General features: G+C 60.5%; 22 protein-coding genes and 1 pseudogene. 15 read left to right on the forward strand and 8 right to left on the reverse strand.

The window, feature by feature from the left end:
• Positions 1-87: 87 nt before the first annotated feature.
• From cysM to J4E42_RS25560, 5 genes are all read left to right on the forward strand, one after another.
• Positions 88-990: a cysteine synthase CysM gene (cysM, locus tag J4E42_RS25540; protein ID WP_207286454.1), complete on the forward strand. Its 903-nt coding sequence runs from the start codon at positions 88-90 to the stop codon at positions 988-990.
• A complete protein-coding gene (gene rlmD, locus J4E42_RS25545) occupies positions 990-2,342 on the forward strand; it encodes a 23S rRNA (uracil(1939)-C(5))-methyltransferase RlmD (RefSeq protein ID WP_207286455.1) in 1,353 nt (450 codons plus the stop codon). The genes cysM and rlmD overlap by 1 nt, the downstream gene beginning before the upstream one ends.
• Positions 2,343-2,464: 122 nt before the next feature.
• Positions 2,465-4,708, forward strand: a complete 2,244-nt coding sequence (gene relA / locus J4E42_RS25550; RefSeq protein WP_008029318.1) for a GTP diphosphokinase — start codon at positions 2,465-2,467, stop codon at positions 4,706-4,708.
• Between the two features lie 124 nt (positions 4,709-4,832).
• On the forward strand, positions 4,833-5,666 hold the full coding sequence (mazG, locus tag J4E42_RS25555; protein ID WP_032828758.1) for a nucleoside triphosphate pyrophosphohydrolase: 834 nt from the start codon (positions 4,833-4,835) through the stop codon (positions 5,664-5,666).
• 28 nt (positions 5,667-5,694) lie between these two features.
• Positions 5,695-6,237 carry a DUF2058 domain-containing protein gene (locus J4E42_RS25560; RefSeq protein WP_008041629.1) on the forward strand — a complete coding sequence of 181 codons (543 nt, stop codon included), beginning with the start codon at positions 5,695-5,697 and terminating at the stop codon, positions 6,235-6,237.
• A 70-nt stretch (positions 6,238-6,307) separates the two neighbouring features.
• Here the strand turns inward: J4E42_RS25560 and J4E42_RS25565 are convergent, their stop codons facing one another.
• The 6 genes from J4E42_RS25565 to J4E42_RS25590 form a co-directional block, all read right to left on the reverse strand.
• On the reverse strand, positions 6,308-6,496 hold the full coding sequence (locus J4E42_RS25565; protein WP_192420389.1) for a hypothetical protein: 189 nt from the start codon (positions 6,494-6,496) through the stop codon (positions 6,308-6,310).
• Positions 6,497-6,899: 403 nt separating this feature from the next.
• Positions 6,900-8,120 (reverse strand): beta-ketoacyl-ACP synthase I, encoded by a 1,221-nt coding sequence (gene fabB, locus J4E42_RS25570; RefSeq protein WP_008029314.1) that lies wholly within the window; start codon positions 8,118-8,120, stop codon positions 6,900-6,902.
• Between the two features lie 11 nt (positions 8,121-8,131).
• Positions 8,132-8,647, reverse strand: a complete 516-nt coding sequence (gene fabA / locus J4E42_RS25575) for a 3-hydroxyacyl-[acyl-carrier-protein] dehydratase FabA (protein ID WP_003179264.1) — start codon at positions 8,645-8,647, stop codon at positions 8,132-8,134.
• 247 nt (positions 8,648-8,894) lie between these two features.
• Positions 8,895-10,796 carry an ATP-binding protein gene (locus J4E42_RS25580; RefSeq protein WP_207286456.1) on the reverse strand — a complete coding sequence of 634 codons (1,902 nt, stop codon included), beginning with the start codon at positions 10,794-10,796 and terminating at the stop codon, positions 8,895-8,897.
• Positions 10,793-11,725 (reverse strand): ABC transporter substrate-binding protein, encoded by a 933-nt coding sequence (locus J4E42_RS25585; protein ID WP_192227934.1) that lies wholly within the window; start codon positions 11,723-11,725, stop codon positions 10,793-10,795. The genes J4E42_RS25580 and J4E42_RS25585 overlap by 4 nt, the downstream gene beginning before the upstream one ends.
• A complete protein-coding gene (locus J4E42_RS25590; RefSeq protein WP_207286457.1) occupies positions 11,726-13,849 on the reverse strand; it encodes a TonB-dependent receptor domain-containing protein in 2,124 nt (707 codons plus the stop codon). It lies immediately after the preceding gene.
• A gap of 196 nt (positions 13,850-14,045) precedes the next feature.
• On the opposite strand from J4E42_RS25590, the gene J4E42_RS25595 reads away from it, so the two are divergent.
• From J4E42_RS25595 to J4E42_RS25615, 5 genes are all read left to right on the forward strand, one after another.
• Complete coding sequence (locus J4E42_RS25595; protein WP_008029310.1) at positions 14,046-15,071, forward strand: NAD(P)H-dependent glycerol-3-phosphate dehydrogenase; 1,026 nt, start codon at positions 14,046-14,048, stop codon at positions 15,069-15,071.
• A gap of 33 nt (positions 15,072-15,104) precedes the next feature.
• Positions 15,105-15,452 (forward strand): DUF4389 domain-containing protein, encoded by a 348-nt coding sequence (locus tag J4E42_RS25600; protein WP_008029309.1) that lies wholly within the window; start codon positions 15,105-15,107, stop codon positions 15,450-15,452.
• Positions 15,449-15,901 carry a phosphohistidine phosphatase SixA gene (sixA, locus tag J4E42_RS25605; RefSeq protein ID WP_207286458.1) on the forward strand — a complete coding sequence of 151 codons (453 nt, stop codon included), beginning with the start codon at positions 15,449-15,451 and terminating at the stop codon, positions 15,899-15,901. The genes J4E42_RS25600 and sixA overlap by 4 nt, the downstream gene beginning before the upstream one ends.
• Before the next feature lie 212 nt (positions 15,902-16,113).
• Positions 16,114-17,781 (forward strand): AMP-binding protein, encoded by a 1,668-nt coding sequence (locus tag J4E42_RS25610; protein ID WP_207286459.1) that lies wholly within the window; start codon positions 16,114-16,116, stop codon positions 17,779-17,781.
• Between the two features lie 32 nt (positions 17,782-17,813).
• Complete coding sequence (locus J4E42_RS25615) at positions 17,814-18,257, forward strand: hotdog fold thioesterase (RefSeq protein ID WP_207286460.1); 444 nt, start codon at positions 17,814-17,816, stop codon at positions 18,255-18,257.
• A 30-nt stretch (positions 18,258-18,287) separates the two neighbouring features.
• On the opposite strand, the gene J4E42_RS25620 is transcribed toward J4E42_RS25615, so the two are convergent.
• Positions 18,288-21,254: an RHS repeat-associated core domain-containing protein gene (locus J4E42_RS25620; RefSeq protein WP_207286461.1), complete on the reverse strand. Its 2,967-nt coding sequence runs from the start codon at positions 21,252-21,254 to the stop codon at positions 18,288-18,290.
• A gap of 206 nt (positions 21,255-21,460) precedes the next feature.
• Here J4E42_RS25620 and J4E42_RS25625 point away from each other — a divergent pair, with 206 nt between their 5' ends.
• From J4E42_RS25625 to J4E42_RS25645, 5 genes are all read left to right on the forward strand, one after another.
• Complete coding sequence (locus tag J4E42_RS25625) at positions 21,461-22,267, forward strand: alpha/beta fold hydrolase (protein WP_008029305.1); 807 nt, start codon at positions 21,461-21,463, stop codon at positions 22,265-22,267.
• A complete protein-coding gene (locus J4E42_RS25630) occupies positions 22,264-23,118 on the forward strand; it encodes an alpha/beta hydrolase (protein WP_207286462.1) in 855 nt (284 codons plus the stop codon). The genes J4E42_RS25625 and J4E42_RS25630 overlap by 4 nt, the downstream gene beginning before the upstream one ends.
• A 50-nt stretch (positions 23,119-23,168) precedes the next feature.
• On the forward strand, positions 23,169-23,828 hold the full coding sequence (locus J4E42_RS25635; RefSeq protein ID WP_008029301.1) for a glutathione S-transferase family protein: 660 nt from the start codon (positions 23,169-23,171) through the stop codon (positions 23,826-23,828).
• A gap of 8 nt (positions 23,829-23,836) precedes the next feature.
• Positions 23,837-24,643: a DUF4892 domain-containing protein gene (locus J4E42_RS25640; RefSeq protein WP_008029299.1), complete on the forward strand. Its 807-nt coding sequence runs from the start codon at positions 23,837-23,839 to the stop codon at positions 24,641-24,643.
• A gap of 71 nt (positions 24,644-24,714) precedes the next feature.
• Positions 24,715-25,770, forward strand: coding sequence for an AI-2E family transporter (locus J4E42_RS25645; protein ID WP_207286463.1), 1,056 nt, complete (start codon positions 24,715-24,717; stop codon positions 25,768-25,770).
• A 105-nt stretch (positions 25,771-25,875) separates the two neighbouring features.
• Here J4E42_RS25645 and J4E42_RS25650 read toward each other — a convergent pair.
• Positions 25,876-26,169 (reverse strand): annotated as a pseudogene (locus tag J4E42_RS25650) (histidine kinase); the annotation flags it as partial.

Raw genomic sequence — 26,169 nt, forward strand, 5'->3', positions numbered from 1 at the left:
GCCATAAGCACCGCACTTTGCGTGATATGGCCTTCCAACGTTTGCCGGTATGATAGGCGCCCCCGCAGTCTGGATTGCGAATACGCCATGACCTTGCAGTACCCAACCATCGCCGATTGCGTCGGCAACACTCCGCTGGTCCGTTTGCAGCGCCTGCCCGGCGCCACCAGCAATACCCTTTTGCTCAAGCTCGAAGGGAACAACCCGGCGGGTTCGGTCAAGGACCGGCCGGCGCTGTCGATGATTACCCGCGCCGAGTTGCGCGGGCAGATCCACGTCGGCGATACGCTGATCGAAGCGACCTCGGGCAACACCGGGATCGCCCTGGCCATGGCCGCCGCGATCAAGGGTTACAAGATGATCCTGATCATGCCGGACAACTCCAGCGCCGAACGTAAAGCCGCGATGACGGCGTATGGCGCCGAGCTGATCCTGGTGACCCAGGAAGAAGGCATGGAAGGCGCACGCGACCTCGCTCAGCGAATGGAAGCCGAAGGCCGTGGCAAGGTGCTGGACCAGTTCGCCAACGGTGACAACCCGCAAGCGCACTACACCACCACCGGCCCGGAAATCTGGCGTCAGACCGAGGGCACCATCACCCATTTCGTCAGTTCGATGGGCACCACGGGCACCATCATGGGCGTGTCGCGCTACTTGAAAGAGCAGAACGACAACGTGCAGATCATCGGTCTGCAACCGATGGAAGGCTCGGCGATCCCGGGCATCCGTCGCTGGCCGCAGGAATACCTGCCGAAGATCTACCAGGCCGATCGCGTGGACCGCATCGTCGACATGGCGCAAAGCGAAGCCGAGGACGTGACCCGTCGTCTGGCTCGCGAAGAAGGCATCTTCTGCGGCGTGTCCTCGGGCGGTGCCGTGGCAGCGATGCTGCGCCTGTCCAAAGAAGTTGAAAACGCGGTGATCGTCGCGATCATCTGCGACCGTGGCGACCGTTACTTGTCGACCGGCATTTTCGACGCGCCCAACTGATGGCCAAGCACGAGAGAGGCCTGCGCTTCCAGCCCACCGGCGGCAGCAAGGCCCCGCAAATTCCGACCGGCAAAAAGCAGCGCCTGACTATAGAGCGCCTGGCGAATGACGGTCGCGGTATCGCGTTTTTCGAAGGTCGCACCTGGTTCGTCATCGGCGCATTGGCCGGTGAAGAGGTCGAGGCGCGCGTGTTGGGCGCCCACGGCAAAGTAGTCGAGGCGCGCACCGAGCGTGTGTTCCAGGCCAGCGAACTGCGTCGCCCGGCACCGTGTCCGCATGCCGGTCGCTGTGGCGGTTGCAGCGTGCAACATCTGCCGCACACCGAACAACTTGCCCTGAAACAGCGCATGCTCGCCGAGCAGTTGTCGAAGGTCGCCGGTGTCGAGCCCGAAGAATGGGCCGCGCCGTTAAGCGGTCCGGAATTCGCTTACCGCCGTCGCGCCCGTGTAGCGGTGCGCTGGGACATGAAAGCGAAAAAGCTCGAAGTCGGTTTCCGCGCCGCTGGCAGTCAGGACATCGTTGCAATCAACGAATGCCCGGTGCTGGTACAGCCCTTGCAACCGATCATGACCCGCTTGCCGGAAATGCTCCGCCGCTTGAGCAAGCCTCAGGCGTTGGGGCATGTGGAATTGTTCAGTGGTTCGTCGTTGGCGGTTTTGCTGCGGCACATGGCGCCGTTGTCTGAATCCGATCTGACGATCCTCAAGGATTTCTGCTCGTTTCATGAAGCTCAATTGTGGCTGCATGGAGAGGGCGAGCCACAACCGGTTCAAGCCGATCAGTCTTTGGGCTATCGCCTTGAACAGTGGGATTTGAACCTGGCGTACCGGCCGGGAGACTTCATTCAGGTCAATGCGGCGGTCAACGAAGCGATGGTTGCCCAGGCGCTGGACTGGTTGAAGCCGACAGCGGATGAGCGTGTTCTCGATCTATTCTGTGGGTTGGGTAACTTTGCCTTGCCGCTGGCCAAGGCGGTTCGCGAAGTGGTGGCAGTCGAAGGTGTGCAGGCGATGGTCGAGCGGGCAGCCGCGAACGCCGCTAGCAACAATCTTCATAATGCGAAGTTTTTTCAGGCCGATTTATCCCAGCCTTTGACCGATGCCGAATGGGCGCGCGAAGGCTTTTGTGCGGTACTCTTGGACCCACCCCGTGACGGTGCTTTCGAGGTGGTGCGCAAGCTCAAGTCGATGGGTGCCGAGCGGTTGGTGTATGTGTCATGCAATCCGGCAACGCTGGCGCGCGACACAGTGGAATTGATCAAGCAGGGCTACCGGTTAAAACGTGCCGGGATTCTCGATATGTTTCCTCAGACGGCACATGTCGAAGCCATGGCGTTATTTGAAGCGAGTTAGGAAGGCTCGTCTGGTCCGACTGGCCCGCCCGTGCAGCCGCGTACCAGCCCGACGTGGGCTCATGGGCAGCGAAGGTCAGCGATTTGACGCATTGAATCTGCGTCGTAGGGAAGGTAAGCAAGATGGTACAGGTGAGAGCACACCAGCCGATCAACACCGACGGCAGTATCAATCTCGAGGCTTGGCTCGATCATGCGGTCAGTGTCGATCTGGCACTGGATCGCGAAGCCTTGAAAGAAGCCTGCGAGTACGCTCGCGAGGCAGAACAACAAGCCAATGCGGCGAAGAATTTGTGGTCCGAGGGAAACTCCAGTTTCCGCACCGGCCTTGAAATTGCCGAGATCCTCGCCGATCTCAAGCTCGATCAGGATTCGCTGGTCGCCGCGGTCCTGTACCGAGGCGTGCGCGAAGGCCAGATCCAGTTGCCGGCGGTCAGCCAGCGCTTTGGTCCCGTGGTGGCCAAACTCATCGACGGCGTGCAACGCATGGCGGCGATCAGCGACAGCCTGAGCCCGCGTAAATCCATGGTGATGGGCACTCAGGGCCAAGTGGAAAACCTGCGCAAGATGCTCGTGGCCATGGTCGACGACGTGCGTGTCGCGCTGATCAAACTGGCCGAACGCACCTGCGCGATCCGTGCGGTGAAAACCGCCGACGACGAGAAGCGCAACCGCGTCGCCCGGGAAGTCTTCGACATCTACGCGCCGCTCGCCCACCGTCTCGGCATCGGTCACATCAAGTGGGAACTGGAGGACTTGTCCTTTCGCTACCTCGAGCCCGATCAGTACAAGCAGATCGCCAAGTTGCTGCACGAGCGGCGCCTGGATCGCGAGCGTTTCATCGCGGATGTGATGAACCAGCTGAAAGTCGAATTGCAGGCCACCGGCGTCGATGCCGACATCAGCGGCCGGGCCAAACACATCTATTCGATCTGGCGCAAAATGCAACGCAAGGGTCTGGAGTTCAGCCAGATCTACGACGTTCGCGCCGTTCGCGTGCTGGTGCCGGAAATGCGCGATTGCTACACCGCGCTCGGCATCGTCCACACCTTGTGGCGGCACATCCCGAAAGAGTTCGACGACTACATCGCCAACCCGAAAGAGAACGGCTACCGCTCGTTGCACACGGCGGTGATCGGGCCTGAGGGCAAGGTGCTGGAAGTGCAGATCCGCACCCATTCCATGCACGAAGAGGCCGAGTTGGGCGTTTGCGCGCACTGGCGCTACAAGGGCACCGACGTCAAGTCCGGCTCCAACCACTACGAAGAGAAAATCTCCTGGCTGCGTCAGGTGCTCGAGTGGCACGAAGAGTTGGGCGACATCGGCGGCCTGGCGGAACAGCTGCGGGTCGATATCGAGCCGGACCGGGTGTACATCTTCACCCCCGACGGTCACGCCATCGACTTGCCGAAAGGCGCGACGCCGCTGGACTTCGCCTACCGCGTGCACACCGAGATCGGTCACAACTGCCGTGGCGCGAAGATCAATGGGCGCATCGTACCGCTCAACTACAGCCTGCAAACCGGTGAGCAAGTCGAGATCATCACCAGCAAGCACGGCACCCCGAGCCGCGACTGGCTGAACCCGAACCTGGGTTACATCACCACCTCGCGGGCGCGGGCGAAGATCGTTCACTGGTTCAAATTGCAGGCGCGCGATCAGAACGTCGCGGCCGGTAAAACCCTGCTCGAACGCGAACTCAGTCGCCTTGGCTTGCCGGCGGTGGATTTCGACAAGCTGGCCGACAAGGCCAACATGAAAACCGCCGAGGACATGTTCGCCGCGTTGGGCGCAGGCGATTTGCGCCTGGCGCAACTGGTGAACCTGGCGCAGCAACTGGTCGAACCGGAACGCGGCAACGAGCAGCTGGAACTGATTCCGCGCAAGGCCACCGGCTACAAACCGGGCAAGCGCGGTGACATTCAGATCCAGGGCGTCGGCAACCTGATGACGCAAATGGCGGGCTGCTGCCAACCGTTGCCGGGCGATGCCATCGTCGGTTACATCACCCAGGGCCGTGGCGTGAGCATTCACCGTCAGGACTGCGCCTCGGTGCTGCAACTGGCCGGGCGCGAGCCTGAGCGGATCATCCAGGTCAGCTGGGGCCCGGTGCCGGTGCTCACCTATCCGGTGGACATCATCATCCGTGCCTACGACCGTTCCGGTTTGCTGCGTGACGTCTCGCAAGTGCTGCTCAACGAGCGGATCAACGTGCTGGCGGTCAACACCCGCTCGAACAAAGAGGACAACACCGCGTTGATGTCCCTGACCATCGAGATTCCGGGGCTGGATGCGCTTGGGCGGTTGCTGGGGCGGATATCCCAGTTGCCGAACATCATCGAAACCCGGCGTAACCGCACGCCGTGAGAAATCTTCACGGACATTGATGGTGATACCTGTAGGAGCGAGGCTTGCCCGCGAAAACGGTGTGTCAGACATGCAGCTTTCGCGGGCAAGCCTCGCTCCTACAGGGCGTAGAGATTAATAAAAGATGTATTCACTTGAAGATTTGCTGCACCTGATGAGCCGTCTGCGCGACCCGCAGTTCGGCTGCCCGTGGGACATCAAGCAAACCTACGCGACCATCGTCCCGCACACCCTTGAGGAAGCCTACGAAGTCGCCGACGCCATCGAGCGCGGTGACTTCGATCACCTGCAGGGTGAGTTGGGCGATTTGCTATTCCAGGTGGTTTATTACAGTCAACTGGCCCGGGAAGAAGGGCGCTTCGAATTTGCCGGCGTCATCGACAGCATCACCCGCAAGTTGATCCGTCGTCATCCCCACGTGTTCCCCACCGGCGATCTGTACGCGCCGCTGGATGTTCCGCGTCTGAGTGAAGAGCAGGTCAAGCAGCGCTGGGAAGAAATCAAGGCTGAAGAGCGCGCCGAGAAATCCGCGGCGCCGCAACAACTGTCCTTGCTCGACGACGTGCCCGCCGCGTTGCCGGCGTTATCCCGTTCGGCCAAGTTGCAAAAGCGCGCAGGGCAGGTCGGTTTCGACTGGCCGGATGCGTTGCCGGTGCTGGATAAAGTCCGCGAAGAGCTCGATGAAGTGCTCGAAGCCATGGCCGACAACGACTCGGCAGCGATTGCCGATGAAGTCGGTGACCTGCTGTTTTCCGTGGTCAATCTGGCGCGTCATTTAAAGGTCGATCCGGAAACCGCCTTGCGCGGTGCCAACAGCAAATTCGAAAGACGCTTCCGTTTTATCGAACAGGCATTGCGCGACACCCACCGTCCCATAGAAGATTGCACCCTCGAAGAGTTGGACGCCTTGTGGGGCGAAGCCAAACGTCAGGAAAAGAATTTGCCCAGCTGCGGTTGAGCAGTGGCCTAAGTGAGAAATAAGCACCATGAGCATTTCCCTTCGCGACCAGTTGCTAAAGGCAGGGCTGGTCAACCAAAAGCAGGCCAAACAGGTCGGCAAAGAGAAGCAGAAGCAGCAGCGTCTGGTCCATAAAGGTCAGATTGAACAGGATGACACCCAGCAGCGTCTGGCGCAGGAAGCACTGGCCGAGAAGGTCAAGCGTGACCAGGAGCTGAACCGTCAGCAGCAAGAGAAAGCCGAGGCCAAGGCCCGTGCCGCGCAGGTCAAGCAATTGATCGAAGTCTCGCGCCTGCCGAAGCTGACCACCGAGGACTACTACAACTTCGTTGACGACAAGAAGGTCAAGCGCCTGTCGGTCAACGCGCTGATGCGCAACAAGCTCAGCAACGGCTCGCTGGCGATCGTGCACCATGCCGGCGGCTACGAAGTGATCCCGCGTGAGGCGGCCCTGAAGATCCAGGAACGCGATCCGCAGCGCATCGTGCAGCTGAATGTGCAGACCGAAGAAGCGGCGGCTGAAGACGATCCGTACGCGGCCTATCAGATTCCTGATGATCTGATGTGGTAAGCGGTTAACGACTGCTACAACGACAAACCCCGCTCATGGCGGGGTTTGTCGTTTTCAATGCTGTCGTTGCTTATGCGGATCGGAGCTCTCGTTGTTGCTCCAGTGTTTCCAGTTCGGCCTTGTAGCTGTGGGCGTCTGTTTCGGAGTGGAACATCCCAACCAACATGCCTTGTTGGTGCACGTCCCAGATCCGGATGCCGGCGGCTACGCCTTCGTGGGATTTATGTGAATCGTCGCGTTCAGTTACTTTTACAGTCATCTGCTAGCTCCAATCTCTGTGATATCTGCAGCAAGGCGTGTGCAGGACTCAGTTATATGTTTGGTTAGCTTGCTAAGTAAACGACTGCATTTGGTAACGCACTCTTGCCAATTCTGTAAAAGTGCTGCAGCCCGCGTAATACGCGACATTCGGTCGCAGGGCTTTGAGTTTCATGACAAAAGCTTCATGTTCGTGAGAAAGAAATTTGCGAGTTAACTACTGAACCTGTGGGAGCGAGCCTGCTCGCGATAGCGGTCCTGACAGATACATTGATATCGAATGTATAGCCGTCATCGCGAGCAGGCTCGCTCCCACAGGGTAGTGTTTGACTGTATTTTTCAATCACAAAAAAAACGCCCCGAACCAGTCGGGGCGTTTTTGTGTGCAGCGTAGCGGCGGGGTATTACTTACCCTGCCAGCGCTTCAGTACCAAAGTAGCGTTGGTACCACCGAAGCCGAAGCTGTTGCTCATCACGGTGTTGAAGGCGACGTCTTCGCGAGTCTTGGTCAGGATCGGCATGTCTGCCACCGCCGGGTCCAGCTCGTCGATGTTGGCGGAACCCGCCATGAAGTTGCCTTCCATCATCAGCAGGCAGTAGATCGCTTCGTGAACGCCAGCGGCGCCCAGGGAGTGACCGGACAGGCTCTTGGTAGAGCTGATGGCCGGAGCCTTGTCGCCGAATACCGCACGCACGCCTTCCATTTCCTTGGTGTCGCCGACCGGAGTCGAGGTACCGTGGGTGTTCAGGTAGTCGATAGGTGCGTCAACGGTGGACATGGCCATCTGCATGCAACGGATGGCGCCTTCACCGCTTGGGGCAACCATGTCGTAGCCGTCGGAAGTTGCGCCGTAGCCAACGATTTCCGCGTAGATTTTCGCGCCGCGAGCCAGAGCGTGTTCCAGCTCCTCGACCACCACCATGCCGCCACCGCCGGCGATGACGAAACCGTCACGCTTGGCGTCGTAGGCGCGGGAGGCCTTTTCCGGGGTTTCGTTGTACTGGGTGGACAGGGCGCCCATGGCGTCGAACAGGAACGACTGGCTCCAATGTTCTTCTTCACCGCCACCGGCAAATACGATGTCCTGCTTGCCCAACTGGATCTGCTCGACCGCAGTACCAATGCAGTGAGCACTGGTGGCGCAGGCGGAGGAGATCGAGTAGTTCACGCCCTTGATCTGGAACGGCGTGGCCAGGCAGGCGGAAACGGTGCTGCCCATGGTCCGCGTCACGCGGTATGGACCAACGCGCTTCACGCCTTTCTCGCGCAGGATGTCCAGCGCTTCCATCTGGTTCAGCGTGGAGGCGCCACCGGAACCGGCGATCAGGCCGGTACGCGGGTTGGAGACTTGCTCATCGGTCAGACCGGAGTCAGCGATGGCGTCTTTCATGGCCAGATAGGCGTAAGCCGCCGCGTGGCCGACGAAGCGATAGATCTTGCGATCGATCAGTTCTTCGAGGGGAAGGTCGATGGAGCCGGAAACCTGGCTACGCAGACCCATTTCGGCATATTCCGGGTTGAACCGGATGCCAGGGCGGCTTGCACGCAGGTTAGCGGAGACGGTCTCTTTGTCATTGCCCAGGCACGAAACGATGCCCAGACCAGTGATAACGACGCGGCGCATGCGGATAACCCTTAGAAGTTGTCAGTGGAGGTGAAAACGCCGACCCGGAGGCCTTCGGCGGTGTAGATCTCGCGACCGTCGACAGTCACCGAACCATCGGCGATGGCCAGGTTCAGCTTGCCTTTGAGGACGCGCTTGATATGAATGTTATAGGTCACTTTCTTCGCGGTCGGCAGAACCTGACCAAAGAACTTCACTTCGCCCGAACCCAGGGCGCGGCCACGGCCCGGCAGGCCTTGCCAGCCGAGGAAGAAACCGACCAGTTGCCACATGGCGTCGAGGCCCAGGCAGCCTGGCATCACCGGGTCACCTTCGAAGTGACAGGCGAAAAACCACAGATCCGGAGTGATATCCAGCTCGGCGACCAATTCACCTTTGCCGTACTTGCCGCCTTCTTCGCTGATCAGGGTGATGCGATCCACCATCAGCATGTTCGGGGCGGGCAGTTGCGCGTTACCTGGGCCGAACAGCTCACCGCGACTGCAGCGCAGCAGGTCTTCCCGAGTAAAGGCGTTTTGTTTGGTCATGCGAGCTCCTCAATAGTCCCATGCGGCAGGTGGGGCAAATCTTCCCGACCGATCGAAGCGTTCATGCCTCGAATCGGCAGCCTACTCATAGACTATTGCGTTGTGGTGAAAGTCACAGCACCAAGGACATGAATGTACACTTGTGCACTGAAATTATTATTCAAGCCCCTTTTCGGGCCTGTTCGGGTGCCTAAGACTGCCGCACTTTCGCCTTTCACGCCAGTCGCAGATGGTCGAAAGGCCTGCACTACTGCACCCATCGTTGCAGAATCTGCTGCAGATCAGTGCGTTTGAAGGGCTTGGCCAGGTAATCGTTCATTCCCGCCGATAAACAGGCTTCGCGGTCGCCCTGCAAGGCGTTGGCGGTCAGCGCGATGATCGGCAGGTCAGTGCAGCCGGGTAATTGGCGGATCTGGCGGGTGGCCTCGTAGCCGTCAATGATCGGCAGTCGGCAGTCCATCAGAATCGCTTCGAAAATCAGACTTTCGGCACTTCGCACCGCTTGAGCGCCGTCGGTGGCGACGCTGACAGTAAAGCCCAGACTGCGCAACATTGCTTCGATAACGGTCTGGTTGACCGGGTTGTCCTCGACCAACAGCACATTGCGCCCTTCACCGTCACCGCTGCCGGTCGGTGTGCGCGGTGTCAGTACCGGCAGCTTCTGTTTATACAGCGCCAGCGGGATTTCCAGGGTGAACACCGAGCCGCGACCTTCCTCGCTCTGGGCGCGCAAGGTTCCGCCCATGCGTTCTGCCAGGGTGCGAGCAATCGGCAGCCCCAGCCCGGTGCCGCCGTAACGCCTTGAAATAGAACTGTCGGCCTGCTGGAACGCGTTGAACATCAATTCCAGGCTTTCGGCCGAGATACCAATCCCGCTGTCGCGCACGGTGCAGGTGAACCACAACAACTCGTGATCCAGCGACTGCCACTGCGGCTCGATGCTGACGCGTCCTTTTTCGGTGAACTTCAGCGCATTGCCCACCAGGTTCACCAGGATTTGCCGGATCCGCGTCGGGTCGCCCTGCACCTGCAAGTCACGCATGTCCTCGGGAATCAGCAACGCCAGGTCGAGCCCGCGCTGCATCGCGCTGTGCGAGAACGACTGGGCGCAACTGCCGATCAGGTCCGCGAGGTTGAACGGGATGTGCTCCAGTTCCAGCTCCGAACGTTCAATGCGCGAGAAATCGAGAATGTCGTTGATGACTTTGAGCAAGTGCTCGGTGGACTCCGAGGCCAGCGCCGCGTACTCAACCTGCTCCGCGGTCATATCGGTGGTTTCCAGCAGTTGCAGCATGCCGAGCACGCCATTCATCGGTGTGCGCAATTCATGGCTCATCATCGCCAGGAAGTCCGATTTGGCGTTGTTGGCTTTTTCCGCCTCTTCGCGCGTCTGGATCAACTGCGCCATGGCCTGATGCTGTTCGCGGCTGGCCTGTTCCAGGCCGCTGGCGAGGTTGTTGATGTGCTGCGACAGCGCGCCGAGTTCGGTGTCGTCGACAATCGGCAATGGCGTTTTGTAGTCGCCGCTCTGGATCGCCTTGACCGCGTTGCCGATGTCGCGGATCGGCTGCGACAGGCTGCCGGCCAGGCGCCGGGCAATCAGGAAGGTGAACAGCAAGGCGAACAGCGCGAGGACACCGGCCTTGAAGAGGATTTCCTGTTGGCGCTTGCTGAAGGCGTCATTCGACAGGCCGACGATCACCCGCCCCAGATAATCCTCGGCGGGGGCGGCACCAGTGGCTTTGCTGGCCTGGAAGAAATCATTGTGCAGTGCGATGCGTTGCAAGCGCACCGGCGCCTGGAACACTTCGACCTGCTGCGAACGGGTGTAGGTTTCCGAGGGGTGCTCGACGTACACCAGAATCCGGTTGGCGCTGTCCTGGACTTCCAGAAAGCGCACATTGGGCGTGGCCAGGGTGGCCTTGAGCAAACTTTCAAGCACCTCGTTGTTGCCGGAAATCACCCCGTACTCGGCGGCCGGCGCCAGTTGGTTGGCGATCAGTTGGCCGGTGTGATTGAGCTCCTGACGCAGGTCCTGGATCCGCACGAAGGTGAAGAAACTGATCAGCAGCAAGGTCAGCAGCAGGGCAGGGCCGAGGCTGATGATCTGGGTTCGCGTGTTGATGTCCCAACGACGACGGAAAGTCATGGGCGGCGTTCTCCTTCGGCCAGCTGTGTTGCGACCAACGCTTCATTAATCTGTTCAATGCCTAACGAACGAGCCACTTGTGGGTTACTCAACACTTTGAAGCGATTGGCGTAGTGCGTGCGCGGCCACGTGGCCGGTGGCCGGTCGAGCAGATCGTCGAGAATCGCCAGCCAGTCGCTCTGGTCGCTGTAGGTGCTGGTCAGGCTTCCGGCCTTGACGAACCCGGCGTTGGGGCCGATCAGTGCGGTTTGCCGTGTGTAGCTGCTGAGCAGCAGGTTTTTCGCGGTTTTGGGGTTGTACAGGTCGGGATCGTCGAGGCCCAGCAGCACGTCACTGTTTTTCAGCAGCGTCTGCAACGGTCGGCTGTCATGGGTATTGTCCCAGCGCTCGGTGACGATTTCGAAACCCAGGGGCTTGGCGATCTCGCGCAGTTCGCCCAGGAGAAATTCGCTGTGGCTGTCGTAAAGCACCCCGACCCGTTTGACCTGAGGCAACAGGATTCGGGTCAGGCGTAATTGTCGATCCAGCGGTGGGTCGCTCCACAACAGGCTCAAATGCGCCGGCACAGTTGCCCCCAGGCGTTGGCGGGCTTGCAGGCGGCTGATGCGCAGCACCAGCGTCGCCGGGCCTCGGGCGTCTTGCAGGCGCCAGTCGAGGCTCGGCAGATCCAGCAGGATCAACCGGGTGCCGGCGGGCAATTTGTCCGGTGTCGGCAGATTGGCCAGTGGCTGAAAGCGAACGTTGTCAGCCGGGCGCAGGTCGCTCAGGGCCTTGGCGAAAGACTGCATGCCCGCGCTGTCGTCGGCGCCGGCCAGCAGAATCTCGGCAGCGTTGACCGAAAGGCTACCCAGCCACCCGGCAAACACCAGGCACAACCCGGCCAGCAGGCGGCCAGGGTTTGGCATCATCCGTGATAGAGAGCGCAACATTTAGAACGCCAGCTCCGCGCTGAAGTAGAGCACTCGCCGCTCGTCGTAGCGGTTGTCGATGAACGTCGTGGGTTGATTGTCCAGGCGCTGTTGAAGCACGCCGGCCAGTTCCAGGCTGGCCTTGCCCAGGCCAACGCGCTTGGCGATGCGCGTGTCGACCCGCTCAAAACGATAGCCGTTGAGCGCGTCGTCACCATAGTAGAAGAGCGCGCTGTTCCAGCCGTGGCCCCAATCGTGCAGCCAACCGGCGGAGCCGCTGTTGCGCGCGGTCTGTTGCGCATCCAGCGGGTTGCTCGCCTCGGCATCGACGTAGGCGTAGGTCAGGCGCAAGCGATCGGCACTGCTCAGGCGCCAGTCGAGCTGGGTTTCCGTACCGGTGAAGCGCGAGCTGTTGGCGTTGCTGGCGATGTACTGATTGTTGCGTAGCGGCTCGCTGATCATGCCGGTGATTTCGTCGTGAAACACCTTCACGTCCACCGCCAGCCTCCACTCGGCGAAGTAGCCGTTGTAGCCCAATTCCCGCGAGCGCATGTGTTCCTGGTCGAGATTGCCGGGACCGCGGGTCTTGACGAAATAGCGGGCGCTGTTCTGGCCGTAGGCAGCGGGTTGCAGGTTGGTCACCCGGTAACTCCAGTTGACGTTGTTCTCGAACATGTCCGGCGAGCGGATGGCTTCCGAATACACCGCACGCAAGCCGTGGCGCGGATTGATCAGATAGTTGACCGCCACGCGCGGCGTCAGCGAGCTGCCGATCAATTGCGTGTCTTCGAACATTGCACCGCCCTGTAACAGCCAGTGTTCGCTTGCGCGCCACTCGAGCTGGCCGAACGCGCGCCATGTCGTGTCGTCGAGCGTGCCATTGAAGTAGGTCTCGGAATCTGCCCGGTCGTAACGATAGTTCAGGCCGCTGACCAGTCGCAGACTGTCGGACAGACTGAGGGTGTCTTGCAGTTCGAGGTCGTAGCGCGTCTCGCGGGTACTCTGGTCGATGTCGCCGCACAAGGTTTGGCGGGCGCCGTTGCGCCACTGGTCCAGCACTTTACTGGCCAAGGCTTTTTCTGCCGGCGTGCCGGACGGTGCGCCGAGGCCGACGTAGCGCTCGATGTTGCGCGCCAGGCGCTCGGTGTAATTCGGATTGAGCTGCCAGAGTTCGGTCAGTTCAGGACTGAACGAAACCTCGGCGTCGCAGGCGCGCCAGGTCTGCTGACGATCCCAGTGCTGGGCCGAGCCCTGGATATAAAGGCTGTGATCAGGATTAACATCGAGGTTCCAGCGCAGGGAACCGGCATAGTCCTTGGCCACAACGTCGGAATTGTTCCCGGCGGCAGTAATCCCCGAAAACACCGGGCGGTAGGTATAAGGCCGCTGGTTGCTGCCGTCCTTGGCATTCAATTGCCAATCGAGGCTTTGCTGTTCGTTGAGCGTCTGGCTGACGGCGAGGTTGAAGCGGTTCAAGCGGCGGCTGTCGCGGTAATCGGCGCCGCTGCGGTCCGAGTCAAAGCCGTCGTCCTGCTGGCCGGACAGCGACAGGCGCATGTCTCCACCATCCCAACCCACGCCCTGACTGGCGTAAAAGTCATCGATGCCGCGCTGGCCACGGGTGACTTTGACCCGCGTACCATGGCTGTCGGCCGGGTTGCGGGTGATGATGTTGACCACCGCCATCAACGCATTGGCGCCATAGCTGACGGTGTTCGGGCCGCGGAAAACCTCGATGCGCTCGATGTCTTCCATGGCCACCGGAATGTCGCTCCAGTCGACCGTGGCCAGGCCAGCGCGGTACACCGAGCGCCCGTCGATCAGCACCTGCATGCGCCGCGCTTCGCTGGCGTTGGTGCCGTGATAGTTCACCGCCGCCTGATTGCCGCTGATGTTGCCGACCATCATCCCCGGCACCAGCCGCAGCAATTCACTGATGTCACGGGCGCCACTGGCGTTGATCAGTTCGCTGTCGATCACCGTCATGCTTCCCGGAACCGCCGCCGGCGATTGTTTAAGACGCGTAGCCGTCAGCACTTGCGGCACAGGCTCGTTGTCGAGAAACAGGTCGTCGGCCAGCAATGGCGGGCTGAATATCAGCGCCAGGACCAGCGGAGAGCGAGGTGCAGCGGGGCCAAACGACACAACACATCCTTGATAGCGATTAATGGGCGCGCATGTTAACCGAGCGGGTCGACTTTTTCAGTCACGATGCCGGCATTTTCCTCGGATTTATCCGTCTTCTTTCTACAAGTGCCGGTAATTGACGCGGGGGCTGGCCGCCACTGGGCCGCTCCGTATAATGCCGACATCGCCATTGGTATGGATTAACGGATTGCATATGACTGAACAGCGCCCAATTGCGGTCCTGGGAGGCGGAAGTTTTGGTACCGCCGTGGCTAATCTGCTGGCCGAGAACGGGCATCAGGTCCGGCAGTGGATGCGTGACCCCGAGCAGGCCGAGGCCATTCGGGTCAATCGCGAGAATCCGCGTTACCTCAAGGGCATCAAGATTCTGCCGGGAGTGGAAGCAGTCACCGACCTGCAAGCCACGCTGGACGCCTGCGATCTGTGTTTTGTCGCGCTGCCTTCCAGCGCGCTGCGCGCGGTGCTGGTTCCGCACGCCGATCGCTTGAGCGGCAAATTGCTGGTGAGCCTGACCAAAGGCATCGAAGCCCACACCTTTAAACTGATGAGCGAGATCCTCGAAGAAATCGCCCCGCAAGCGCGCATCGGCGTGCTGTCCGGCCCGAACCTGGCCCGTGAAATCGCCGAGCACGCGCTGACCGCCACGGTAGTCGCCAGCGAAGACGAAGAACTCTGCCAACGGGTTCAGGAAGCGCTGCACGGGCGCACCTTTCGCGTGTACGCCAGCGCCGACCGTTTCGGCGTGGAGTTGGGCGGGGCGCTGAAAAACGTCTACGCGATCATCGCCGGCATGGCGGTGGCGCTGGGTATGGGCGAAAACACCAAGAGCATGCTGATCACCCGGGCGCTGGCGGAAATGACCCGCTTCGCGGTGAATCAGGGCGCCAACCCCATGACCTTCCTGGGACTGGCCGGGGTGGGGGACTTGATCGTCACCTGTTCGTCGCCAAAAAGCCGTAACTACCAGGTCGGCTTCGCCCTCGGTCAGGGCTTGAGCCTGGAAGACGCGGTGACACGCCTGGGCGAAGTCGCCGAAGGTGTGAACACCCTGAAAGTGCTCAAGGCCAAGGCCCAGGAAGTTGGCGTCTACATGCCGCTGGTCGCCGGGCTGCACGCGATCCTGTTCGAAGGGCGCACGCTGAATCAGGTCATTGAACTGCTGATGCGTGGCGAACCGAAAACCGACGTCGACTTTATTTCCACCAGTGGTTTTAACTGATCACGCTCCTCATAAGGAGCAGGAGAGCGAGACATGAACGATCCGAAAACAGAAGCCCAATACGAATCCATCCTGCTGCGGGTGTTGTGGATGATCGTCTTCCTGCTGGTCTGGCAGGTGGCGCAGTTCATCCTCGGCGCCGTGGTGCTGGTGCAACTGGTCTATCGTTTGATCTATGGCGCCCCGAGCGCCAGCCTGATGAATTTCGGCGACAGCCTGAGCCAGTTCCTGGCGCAGATCGGTCGTTTCGGCACGTTTCACAGCGACCAGAAACCCTGGCCGTTCGCCGACTGGCCGACGCCGCGTACACCGGAAGGTGAAGCGCCACACGTCGTGGCGCCTGCGCCGCATCCGGCCCGAGATGAGGAACCCAAGCTATGAAACTCTGGGTATTGCGTCATGGGGAAGCCGAGCCTTACGGCTCGCGTCCGGACTCCGAACGGACATTGACTGCCCACGGTCGTGAAGAAGTGCTGCGCAGCGCTGCGCGGTTGATGGGGCAGCCCGTCACCGCGATCTATGCCAGCCCTTACCTGCGAGCGCAGGAAACTGCGCAACTGGTCCGTGAGGCTCTGGGCTTCGAACCGGAGATTCGTACAGTCGACTGGCTGACCCCGGAAACCGACCCGGACAAAGTGGCCGAGCAGTTGGTGTCGGTGAGTGACGTCCTTTTGGTCAGTCACAACCCGCTGGTGGGTAACTTGTTGAGCTACCTGCAACATGGCGCCGGCTATCCACCGGAAAAAGTCAGCACCGCCGGCCTGGCCGAACTTGAGCACAATGAGTTGTTGATCGGATCGATGAAGCTCAACAGCCTCAAGCACCCATAACACTTTTTGCTGCTTTTGCTTTTGTAGGAGCGTGGCTTGCCCGCGAAGCTTTTAGCGCCTTCAAGGGCCCCTTCGCGGGCAAGTCGGACCGCCGCACCGCTCGCTCCTACAGTGTTCGGCTGCAGTACTGATTTTTTGTAATGAAATAGTCAACCAAGCAACCGCTTGGTTGACTACGCTTGCTCCAGACCAAAAATAAAGGAGCGAGTCGCATGTCTGCTGCTTTTCGTTTGCCGCTGGACGTCTTCTACGAGCGCGAATCCCGTCATCCCCGCCAGCGCTTTCTGGTCCAGCCCACGGGTGGTGGCCAGGTCGAGACCCTGACCTGGGAAGACGTCGGCCATCAGGCTCGCTGCGCCGCGCACTGGCTGCGCGCCCGTGAACTGCCGCAAGGCAGCCACATCGCCCTGATCTCGAAAAACTGCGCCCACTGGATCATCGCCGACCTGGCGATCTGGATGGCCGGGCATGTGTCGGTGCCGTTGTACCCGAACCTCACTGCCGAATCCGTCGCGCAAGTACTCGAACACTCCGAAGCGGCGCTGGCGTTCATCGGCAAACTCGACGACTGGCCCGGCATGTCCCGCGGGGTCAATCCCGACTTGCCGACCATCAGCCTGCCGTTGCACCCGCCGGGTACCTTCGATTTCAGTTGGTCCGACCTGCAAGCCTGCTCACCGATCCAGGACGACCCCAAACCTGTCGCTGACCAACTGGCGACCATCATTTACACCTCCGGCACCACCGGCATGCCCAAAGGCGTGATGCACAGCTTCGGCAATCTGGGGTTCGCCACCACCCGTGGCACGCAGTTGTTCGGCCTCAATGAGTCGGATCGATTGCTGTCTTACCTGCCGCTGTGCCACGTCGCCGAACGCATGTTCGTCGAACTGGCGTCTATCTACACCGGGCAAACCGTGTTCTTTGCCGAGAGCCTCGACACCTTCCTGACTGATTTGCAGCGGGCGCGGCCGACTGCGCTGTTCGGCGTGCCACGCATCTGGACCAAATTCCAGATGGGCGTGTACGGCAAGATCCCGGCAAAACGCCTCGACTTCCTGCTCGGGCTGCCCTTCATCGGCAAACGGGTAGGGCACAAAGTGCTCGCCGGGCTGGGGCTGGACGCCTTGCGCGTCGCGTTGTCCGGCGCCGCGCCGGTGCCGCAGACGTTGTTGCTGTGGTACCGCAAACTCGGGCTGGACGTGCTGGAGGTCTACGGCATGACCGAAAGCTGCGGTTATTCCCACATCGGCCGGCCCGGCGACAACAAACCGGGCTGGATCGGCAAGCCTTGCCCCGACGTTGAAGTGCAGATCGCCGAATCGGGCGAGGTCTTGGTGCGCAGTGGCGCTACCATGCTCGGGTATTTCAAGGAACCGGAAAAAACCGCCGACACCATCACCGAGGACGGCTTCCTGCGCACCGGTGACAAGGGCGAACAGGACGCCGAAGGCAACCTGCGCCTGACCGGCCGCCTGAAGGAAATCTTCAAGACCAGCAAAGGCAAGTACGTGGCACCGGCACCGATCGAAAACCGTTTGGCGGTGCATTCACGCATCGAGCAAGTGTGCGTGGTCGGCGATGGGTTGAGCGCGCCGCTGGGGTTGTGCGTGCTCTCGGCAGTCGGGCAGCAGGACGCCGGCGGAACCGCGCGTGCCGGCCTGCATTCAAGCCTGGAAAAACTTCTCGAAGAGGTCAACGGCGCCCTCGACAAACATGAGCGCCTGCGCCGGCTCGTTGTCGTCAAAGACAGCTGGGCCGTGGAAAACGGCTTCCTGACGCCAACCCTGAAGATCAAGCGCAACGTGATCGAAGCGGCTTACGGCCCCCGGTTCGAAGAATGGAGCGAGCATAGCGAAGCGGTGCTGTGGCAGGATTGAGCCACGAACAAAACCAACAAAGGATGTGTGCAATGAGTTTGTGGCGTACCACTCCCAACATCGAGCAGTTGAACGCGATTCAGAAAAACACCATCGGCGAAGTGCTGGATATCCGCTTCGAAGCCTTCGACGAAGAGTCCCTGACCGCGAGCATGGTCATCGACCACCGCACTCACCAGCCTTATGGTTTGCTGCACGGCGGTGCTTCGGTGGTGTTGGCTGAAACAGTCGGCTCCATGGCCAGTTATCTGTGCATCGATGCCAGCAAGTTTTACTGCGTAGGCCTTGAGATCAACGCCAACCATTTGCGGGGGCTGCGCAGCGGACGGGTGACGGCGGTGGCCAAGCCGATTCACATCGGGCGCACGACCCATGTCTGGGACATTCGGTTGACCAGCGATGAGGGCAAGGCCAGTTGTGTGTCGCGGTTGACCATGGCGGTGGTGCCGTTGGGGGAGAGCCCGCCGGCCCGATAATCCTTTCGAACCGGGTCTGGACTGACGGCTTCAGATGTCATGAACGCTATGGCGCCGGACGACAGAACGGCTGCTGAATCTAGGCGCCGTTGACTGGACGTCTGGACTAATGCGAGCTGCGGCCTGCGGATCAAATACACTGTATCCGTCCAGAGCGGCTGGCATGACCACAGCTCGATAGTCAGCGAGCCCGATGAAGGCTCCGGCGATGGCTCCACTTAGCATGTTCACCGAATCCCCGCGTTCGGAGGCACTCAGGCCGGTGATGCTGGCCGTCGCAGCTTCAACCGCGGTATTCACGCCGTAAATGAACAGGCTGGAGGTAACCCTGCCGGTCGCCCCTAAGGCTGTATCGAGGAGCGGTGGACTCTGAATCGGCGAAGTACCAGCTGTATAGTTTGTATCTGGATGATTTCCCCGCAGCCACGTGCCAACAACGCCATCCGCCCCCTCAATCAAAGGACCTAGCCAACTGCGAATGGACTCTGGGACAAATCGACCGAGCGCGCCATTGAGTGTGTTAGTTACCGCATAGGCCAAGACTGTTCGATGAACGGTCGGCGCCCGATCTCCCAGGCTGACATCGCCCCAGGGAAAGTTTGCTCCATGCCCCCTGAGTATCTGTTGTAAGAGTTCTCGAGTGACAGCGCCTACCGTTGCGCCTATTCGGTTGATGGCTGTCTGGTTCAGTTCTACCTCTGATTCGTCCGTTGAATCACTGTCATGACTCAACGCGGCCGGTAAAGCGCCTGTCAAAAAGCCAACTATGGCACCGAATACCATTGCGTTGCGATGAAACCGTGCAGCCAAACCACCACCGACAATCCCGACGGCAATCCCATCAAGCAGGCCGGCGGTTGTCTCCAGTGCAGCGTTGGTAGCACGACTGGCTGGCAAGGTGTTCAACGCCGCATTGGTCGACATTTGCGCCAGGCCGGACATACTCCTGGAAAAGAAATCACGCACAAAGGCAGATGAAGACGCATCGCGCAGGTTACTGGTTTGTAGCGTGTGGTCATCTATCAGTCCGGCGATATCTACATGCCCCACCGGATTTGCGTGAACCATCGCATACAGATTCAACCCGTCAGCGGTCCCCGCAGGATCCGCACTCAGCCACCGCTGACACCAAGGCATGTAGTAGCGAAACCCGTAGTAATACAAACCCGTGGCATCCCGTTCCTGCCCTGAATAACGAATGGTTTTGTAACGGGCTTCCAGCTTGCTGCGCCCCGCCCACCAGCAGGTTCCACCGTACGGGTAGTAGCTTTCCCACGTGATCAATCGCGCAGCTTCATCCAGCTCGACGGTGCTGGACTTCAGATGATCGGTGAAGCTGTAGCGATGCTGGTCCTGGGGAATGCCTGACGCAGGTTTTTTCTCCCAATGAAGTACCTGCACTTTGCCGCGCCCGGCCTCCACCGTGATGACATGAAGGATTTCGTCAGCGCACGAGCGAATTTCCACACCCGGCAGGTAGCGGGTTTCGTGGATGCGGGTCAACGTGCCGGTGTAGGCCTGACGGATCTTTCGCAGGCGTTGGCCGCTGCCGTCATAGAGGTAAATCTCGGTGTCGTCAGGCTCGTCCTCTCGCACCACTCGATCGACCTGGCGCAATTGGTTGCGTAAATCCCACAGCAAGTCTTGTCCCGGTTGGAGGGTCATGCGGTTGCCGTTCAGGTCGTAACCGGCGGAAATGTCGTTGTCGTCGGGTAACTCGCCATTGGTCTTTTGAGGCAGGCTGCGATTGCTGAAAGCGGCGATGGCTGTACGTTCGGTGCGGCTGGCACTGTCGGCCTGATGCTGCATGACCTGCAGGTTGCCGGCGGCATCGTAGGTGTAAATACGCGTGTAATTTTCCAGTTGTCCGGGGTCGGGTGCAGATTGGAACGCCGGTAACTGCGGCCCGCCGCTGGCATTGCGAAGCTGTCGGCCGGTGGCGGCTATCAGTCGGTAAAGACTGTCATAACGGTAGCGATGGGTGTGTTCGATCCGCTGGTTGCGGTGATAGCGAGTCGGGTCGGCAGTGTCGGTCAGGCCCGTGATATTGCCTGTGGCGTCGTACTCGTAAGTCAGGTCCTGGATCGCAGGTTGATCTGGCACGTAAGCCTTCAGATGTTCCAGTCGCCCGTCTTCAGGGCGAAAAGTCGCACACGAAACAACGCCATTCCCTGCACGTTGCCGCTCGACCTGACCGAAAGCGTTGTACTGGATGTCACTGACCAGGGTTTTTTCCTCGGTCTGCCCGGCCAGTGTCAGGCAAACTTCTTTCAGCTCGGCTGCACGGGTCTGAATGAACGCTTGAGTATTACCTTTTGCGTCGGTCTGCCTGATGGGGTCGCCCACGGCGTTGCAGTGAAGGCGAGTGATCGCTGGATCATCCTCCAGAAAACCATCGCGTTCGCTTTCCGTCGCGGGCCAATCCACGGACCAATGCGGATCTTCGACAAAAGTACGGCTGTGTTGCAGCGGTGTGCCGCCAATGCCGAACGAGAGGTAGCGCAAAGTGCCTGCGGTGTCGTCCTGGCGAATCAGTTGGCCACACAGGTTAAGGCTTTCATCGGCGCTGGCAGCCGCGTAGGCAAACCTCGCGATGCAGCGTTGCGCTTCACCGTGGGCGTTCTCGAATGAAGCGATCGGCCGGCGCTGCCCGTCGTAGTGCAGGCGGCTATGGGTGAGCTTCTGATCCCATCCTTCGACGCCTTGTCCGTCCTCGCCGAGCAAGCCCAGGCGCCAGCCGGCATCAGTGTTTTCGGACAACAACAGGGCGCCCGACAGGCTGAACGCGTTGATTTGATTGGCGGCGCTCTGGCCTGCCTGATGTAAACGAAACAACCGTGGATCGCGGCTCAGCACGGCACGCCCGGCAACATTGTGGACCTGCTGGGTGATGCAGCTTTCGGCTGCAGAGTTGTCGCGGCGGTGATACGCCACTGCACGCACACCCAGACCGCGGGAGTCGATCACTGCAATAGCGGGCGTGTTGGCGTGGGTCATGACAGGCATTGCCTGAGGCTTGGCGACAGTGCTCTTATCCGCGTCATGAGGATTGACTGTCAACTGTCATAAATAACAGGTCCGACCCAACGTGCCGCTCATAGCCACGGCACGACTGTCATCATTCCTGGCAGTTACGGTCATTGCGGTTCCCGGTGGGCTTGCGGACAATCGGGTTCTGTTTTTCGTTTGATGGAACGACCGGTATGTCGCAGCAGATATTTTTCGCCCACGCCAATGGGTTCCCTTCCGGGACCTACGGCAAGTTGTTCGCGGCGCTGGCGCCCGAGTATCAGGTGACGCATCTGGAGCAGCATGCCCATGACCCGCGTTTCCCGGCGGATGACAACTGGCACAACCTGGTCGACGAGCTGATTCATCACCTCAAGCAACAGGCGGAACCGGTGTGGGGCGTCGGCCATTCCTTCGGCGGCGTGCTGCACCTGCACGCGGCATTGCGTTGTCCCGAGCTGTATCGCGGCGTGGTGATGCTCGATTCGCCGGTGCTGACCCGCGCCGATCAATGGGTGATCCTCGCGGCCAAGCGTTTCGGTTTTATCGACCGCCTGACCCCGGCCGGCCGCACATTGGGGCGTCGCGAAGAGTTCGCCGATATCGAGAGTGCCCGCCGTTATTTCGCCGGTAAAACGCTGTTTCGCGGTTTCGACCCTGAATGTTTCGATGCTTACCTGCAACATGGCCTGCATCAGGTTGGCGACAAACTGCGTCTGCGTTTCGACCCCGCCACGGAAATCAGCATCTACCGGGGCGTACCCCACACCAGTCCCGGTCGCGCACGGCAACTGAAAGTGCCGCTGGCGGTGGTGCGTGGGCACAAAAGCCGCGTGGTGATGCGCCATCACGCCAATTCTGTCGGGCGCATGCCGTTGGGCGAATCCCTGACCATGCCCGGCGGCCACATGTTTCCCCTCGAACGTCCCCAGGACACCGCCACGCTGCTGAAAAACCTGTTCAGCCGCTGGGACGCTCGTCATCAGCAGGATTGCGCATGAACCATGCCGTCGAAGAAGTCCGCCTGAGCCTGCCGCACATTGAGCTGGCGGCGCACCTGTTCGGCCCCGAAGACGGTTTGCCGGTGATTGCCTTGCACGGCTGGCTGGACAACGCCAACAGCTTTGCCCGGTTGGCGCCGAAGCTCAAAGGGCTGCGCATCATCGCGCTGGACATGGCCGGTCACGGTCATTCCGGGCATCGCCCGTCGGGGGCCGGCTACGCGATGTGGGACTACGCCCATGACGTGCTGCAAGTCGCCGAACAGCTGGGCTTGAAGCGTTTTGCGCTGATGGGGCACTCCATGGGGGCGATCGCTTCGCTGATCATCGCCGGGTCGCTGCCGGAGCGGGTTACGCACCTGGCCTTGATCGACGGCATCATTCCTCCTACAGACAAAGGCGAAAATGCTGCCGAGCGCATGGGCATGGCCCTGCAAGCGCAACTGGACCTGCGAGAGAAAAGCAAACCGGTCTACAACACCCTGGATCGCGCCATCGAAGCGCGTATGAAAGGTTTGGTGGCGGTCAGTCGCGAGGCCGCCGAATTGCTGGCGCAACGCGGCTTGATGCCAGTGCCGGGCGGTTACACCTGGCGCACCGATAGCCGTCTGACGCTGCCATCGCCGCTGCGTCTGACCACCGAACAAGCCATGGCCTTCGTCCAGCGCGTCAGTTGTCCTGCGCTGCTGGTCGTCGCGGCCGACGGCATGCTCGCCAAACATCCCGAGTTGCTGGAGCGTCTACCCTTTAGCCGTGAACAGCTGCCTGGCGGTCATCATTTGCACCTGAATGACGAATCCGGTGCCGACCTTGTCGCAGACTGTTTCAATCGGTTCTTCGCCGTTCCTTGACTTGCGCCGGGCAACTGTCGAGGCTGGGCGGGTTGAAATGGGAGACAACCATGATAGATCTCTACACCGCTGCGACCCCGAATGGCCACAAGGTCTCTATCGTGCTCGAGGAACTCGGCCTGCCCTACACGGTGCATGCGTTGAGTTTCGACAAAAAGGAACAGAAGTCCGCGGACTTCCTCAAGATCAACCCCAATGGCCGGATCCCGGCGATTGTCGATCGCGCCAACGGCGATTTTGCCGTGTTCGAATCCGGCGCCATCCTGATTTATCTGGCAGAACTGAGCGGCAAGCTGTTGCCCAAGGACCCGAAGGGGCGCTCGGTGGTGCTGCAGTGGCTGATGTTCCAGATGGGTGGAATCGGTCCGATGCAGGGCCAGGCCAACGTGTTTTTCCGTTACTTTCCGGAAAAGCTCCAGGGCGCCATCGACCGTTATCAGCATGAAACCCGACGCCTGTATGAAGTGCTCGACACGCGCCTGCAAGACGTAGAGTTTCTGGCGGACGAATACAGCATTGCCGACATCGCGACCTATCCGTGGGTCCGTGGTCACGAGTGGTCCGGTGTGGCAGTGGACGGCTTGTCGGCCTTGCAACGCTGGATGGCGACGATGGCGGCGCGCCCGGCGGTGCAGCGCGGTTTGCTGGTGCCCGAGCGCATCGACGACGCCAGTGTCGTCAAGGGTGCCCAGGCCATGCTGATCCGATGAGCCTGTCCATGCGATCACTCAGTCTGCTAATGCTGTGTTGTTTCAGTCCTTCGCTGTTTGCCGCCGATGTGCCGGGCAGTCAGGACCTGCCGATCGTGCCGCGCCTGGCCGATTCGCAGATCGTCGACTATCGCCCCACGGCTGAACTCGAACGGATCTACCCGCTGGGCTCGATCCGCAAGATCAGCGGGCAGTTGCGCTTCGACGGTCAGGTCAGCGCCCGGGGCCAAACCACGTCGGTGACCTACGAGCTGCCTGCGGAGCATTCCTCCACCGAAGCCTTCACGGCCGCTCGCGAAGCCTTGCAGAAGCAGGACGCCCAGTTGCTGTTCTGGTGCCAGGCCCGTGATTGCGGCGAGAGCAGCCTGTGGGCCAATGAGGTCTTCGGCAATGCCAAGCTCTATGGGGCCGACGATCAGCAGGCCTACCTGTTGTTGCGTCTGGCGGCGCCGCGGGACAACACCCTGGTGGCGCTTTACAGCATCACTCGCGGCAATCGCAAAGCCTATTTGCACGTCGAGCAGTTCGACGCCGCAGCACCGCTGGGTGATTTGCTGCCGACTTCCGCCACCTTGCTTCGAGAGCTCAAGAGCACCGGCGAGCTCGATTTCCCCAAGCTGACCGGCGACCCTGACGATACCTGGCTGCGTCTGATCTCCCGTGGACTGAACCTGGACACCACGTTGCGGGTCAGTGTGTCTGGGCCGAAGGCCGAAGCCTGGCGCCAGGCCCTGATCGGCCAGGGTGTGCGTACGGCCAGGATGGAAACCGGCAGCGTCGAAGGCTCTGGCCTGCACATCGAACTGTTGCGATAAGCTGTGACAGGCGGACGTGCTTGCCGCGTTCGCCTACTCTTATTGGCTGACTGACTTTTTTCGAGACGTGGATGATCAATAACGATCGACTGTTGGTGCAGATCCTGCTGCTGGTGCTGTTTGGTGCGAGCTTCTGGGTGATGGCGCCGTTCTGGTCGGCCATGTTCTGGGGCGCAGTGCTTGCGTTCGCCAGTTGGCCGCTGATGCGCTTGCTGACCCGTTGGCTCAATGGGCGAGAATCCCTGGCGGCGGCATTGCTGACCCTCGGCTGGATGTTGCTGGTGGCGGTGCCGCTGGTGTGGCTGGGTTTCAACCTCGCGGACCATGTGCGTGATGCCACGGCGTTTATCAAGGACGTGCAGATGGATGGCCTGCCCGAGGCGCCGGCATGGCTGGGCAGTATTCCTTTGGTGGGCGCGCGTCTGGTGGTGATCTGGAACAGCATCGATCAGCAGGGCGCGGCGATGATGGTGTCGCTCAAACCTTATCTGGGGCAGGTCGGCAACTGGTTGCTGGCGCGCAGTGCACAGATTGGCGGCGGCATTCTCGAGCTGACACTCAGCATTGTGTTCGTGTTCTTTTTCTACCGGGACGGGCCGCGTTTGGCGGCGTTTGTCCATGGGCTGCTGCAACGGTTGATCGGTGACCGCGCCGGTTATTACATCGAACTGGTGGCGGGTACGGTGCAACGGGTGGTGAACGGCGTGATCGGGACTGCGGCGGCGCAAGCGGTGCTGGCGCTGATCGGCTTCCTGATTGCCGGGGTGCCAGGGGCACTGGTGCTGGGCATCGTCACCTTCTTGCTGAGCCTGATTCCCATGGGGCCACCGCTGGTGTGGATTCCGGCCACGGCGTGGCTCGCCTGGAAGGGCGAATACGGGATGGCGGTGTTCCTTGGAATGTGGGGGACGTTCATCATCAGTGGGGTCGACAACGTGCTCAAGCCTTACCTGATCAGTCGTGGCGGCAATTTGCCGTTGGTGATCGTGCTGTTGGGCGTGTTTGGCGGATTGATTGCGTTCGGGTTCATCGGCCTGTTCATCGGGCCGACGTTGCTGGCCGTGGCGTACAGCCTGTTGACCGACTGGAGCAAGAGTCAGGCGCGGGTGGAAGATCGCCGACCGTAAACTCATGGCCGATAAATTGTAGGAGCCGGCTTGCCGGCGATGGCATCACCGCGTTTCACCTCAAACGCCGCGGTGATCCGATCGCCGGCAAGCCGGCTCCTACAATTAGCTTGTAACGTTCAGGTATTTGCCTACCGTCGCCACCTTGTCGAGCGAGTACTGCTTGCTCAGGTTGGCGATCATTTTATTCAGCGCTTCAGTCACGTTCGCCTGATCGGTGGCGCTGTTGCTGTTTTTCTCGCGACCGGCCTGCAACGCGGCTTCCAATTCGTCGCTGCTGACGCCGCCACTGCTGTCACTGTCCAGCACCTTGAGCAACGCGGCGCTGGTGTCGCTGCTGGTGGTTGAAGTGCTGCTGGCCTGCAACGCACTGCTCAATTCGCCGGCGCTGACACTGCC

This window comes from Pseudomonas sp. FW300-N2A2, from assembly GCF_017351735.1.
Lineage (GTDB): Bacteria > Pseudomonadota > Gammaproteobacteria > Pseudomonadales > Pseudomonadaceae > Aquipseudomonas > Aquipseudomonas migulae.

Coding starts and splice junctions, on each gene's coding strand:
- J4E42_RS25585 (WP_192227934.1), bottom strand. CDS start 11,725: ATGTTGCGCTCTCTATCACGGATGATGCCAAACCCTGGCCGCCTGCTG.
- J4E42_RS25630 (WP_207286462.1), top strand. CDS start 22,264: ATGAACCATGCCGTCGAAGAAGTCCGCCTGAGCCTGCCGCACATTGAG.
- mazG (WP_032828758.1), top strand. CDS start 4,833: ATGTATTCACTTGAAGATTTGCTGCACCTGATGAGCCGTCTGCGCGAC.
- J4E42_RS25620 (WP_207286461.1), bottom strand. CDS start 21,254: ATGACCCACGCCAACACGCCCGCTATTGCAGTGATCGACTCCCGCGGT.
- fabB (WP_008029314.1), bottom strand. CDS start 8,120: ATGCGCCGCGTCGTTATCACTGGTCTGGGCATCGTTTCGTGCCTGGGC.
- J4E42_RS25635 (WP_008029301.1), top strand. CDS start 23,169: ATGATAGATCTCTACACCGCTGCGACCCCGAATGGCCACAAGGTCTCT.
- J4E42_RS25640 (WP_008029299.1), top strand. CDS start 23,837: ATGCGATCACTCAGTCTGCTAATGCTGTGTTGTTTCAGTCCTTCGCTG.
- J4E42_RS25595 (WP_008029310.1), top strand. CDS start 14,046: ATGACTGAACAGCGCCCAATTGCGGTCCTGGGAGGCGGAAGTTTTGGT.
- rlmD (WP_207286455.1), top strand. CDS start 990: ATGGCCAAGCACGAGAGAGGCCTGCGCTTCCAGCCCACCGGCGGCAGC.
- J4E42_RS25610 (WP_207286459.1), top strand. CDS start 16,114: ATGTCTGCTGCTTTTCGTTTGCCGCTGGACGTCTTCTACGAGCGCGAA.
- J4E42_RS25565 (WP_192420389.1), bottom strand. CDS start 6,496: ATGACTGTAAAAGTAACTGAACGCGACGATTCACATAAATCCCACGAA.
- J4E42_RS25645 (WP_207286463.1), top strand. CDS start 24,715: ATGATCAATAACGATCGACTGTTGGTGCAGATCCTGCTGCTGGTGCTG.
- fabA (WP_003179264.1), bottom strand. CDS start 8,647: ATGACCAAACAAAACGCCTTTACTCGGGAAGACCTGCTGCGCTGCAGT.
- sixA (WP_207286458.1), top strand. CDS start 15,449: ATGAAACTCTGGGTATTGCGTCATGGGGAAGCCGAGCCTTACGGCTCG.
- J4E42_RS25600 (WP_008029309.1), top strand. CDS start 15,105: ATGAACGATCCGAAAACAGAAGCCCAATACGAATCCATCCTGCTGCGG.
- cysM (WP_207286454.1), top strand. CDS start 88: ATGACCTTGCAGTACCCAACCATCGCCGATTGCGTCGGCAACACTCCG.
- relA (WP_008029318.1), top strand. CDS start 2,465: ATGGTACAGGTGAGAGCACACCAGCCGATCAACACCGACGGCAGTATC.
- J4E42_RS25580 (WP_207286456.1), bottom strand. CDS start 10,796: ATGACTTTCCGTCGTCGTTGGGACATCAACACGCGAACCCAGATCATC.
- J4E42_RS25625 (WP_008029305.1), top strand. CDS start 21,461: ATGTCGCAGCAGATATTTTTCGCCCACGCCAATGGGTTCCCTTCCGGG.
- J4E42_RS25560 (WP_008041629.1), top strand. CDS start 5,695: ATGAGCATTTCCCTTCGCGACCAGTTGCTAAAGGCAGGGCTGGTCAAC.
- J4E42_RS25615 (WP_207286460.1), top strand. CDS start 17,814: ATGAGTTTGTGGCGTACCACTCCCAACATCGAGCAGTTGAACGCGATT.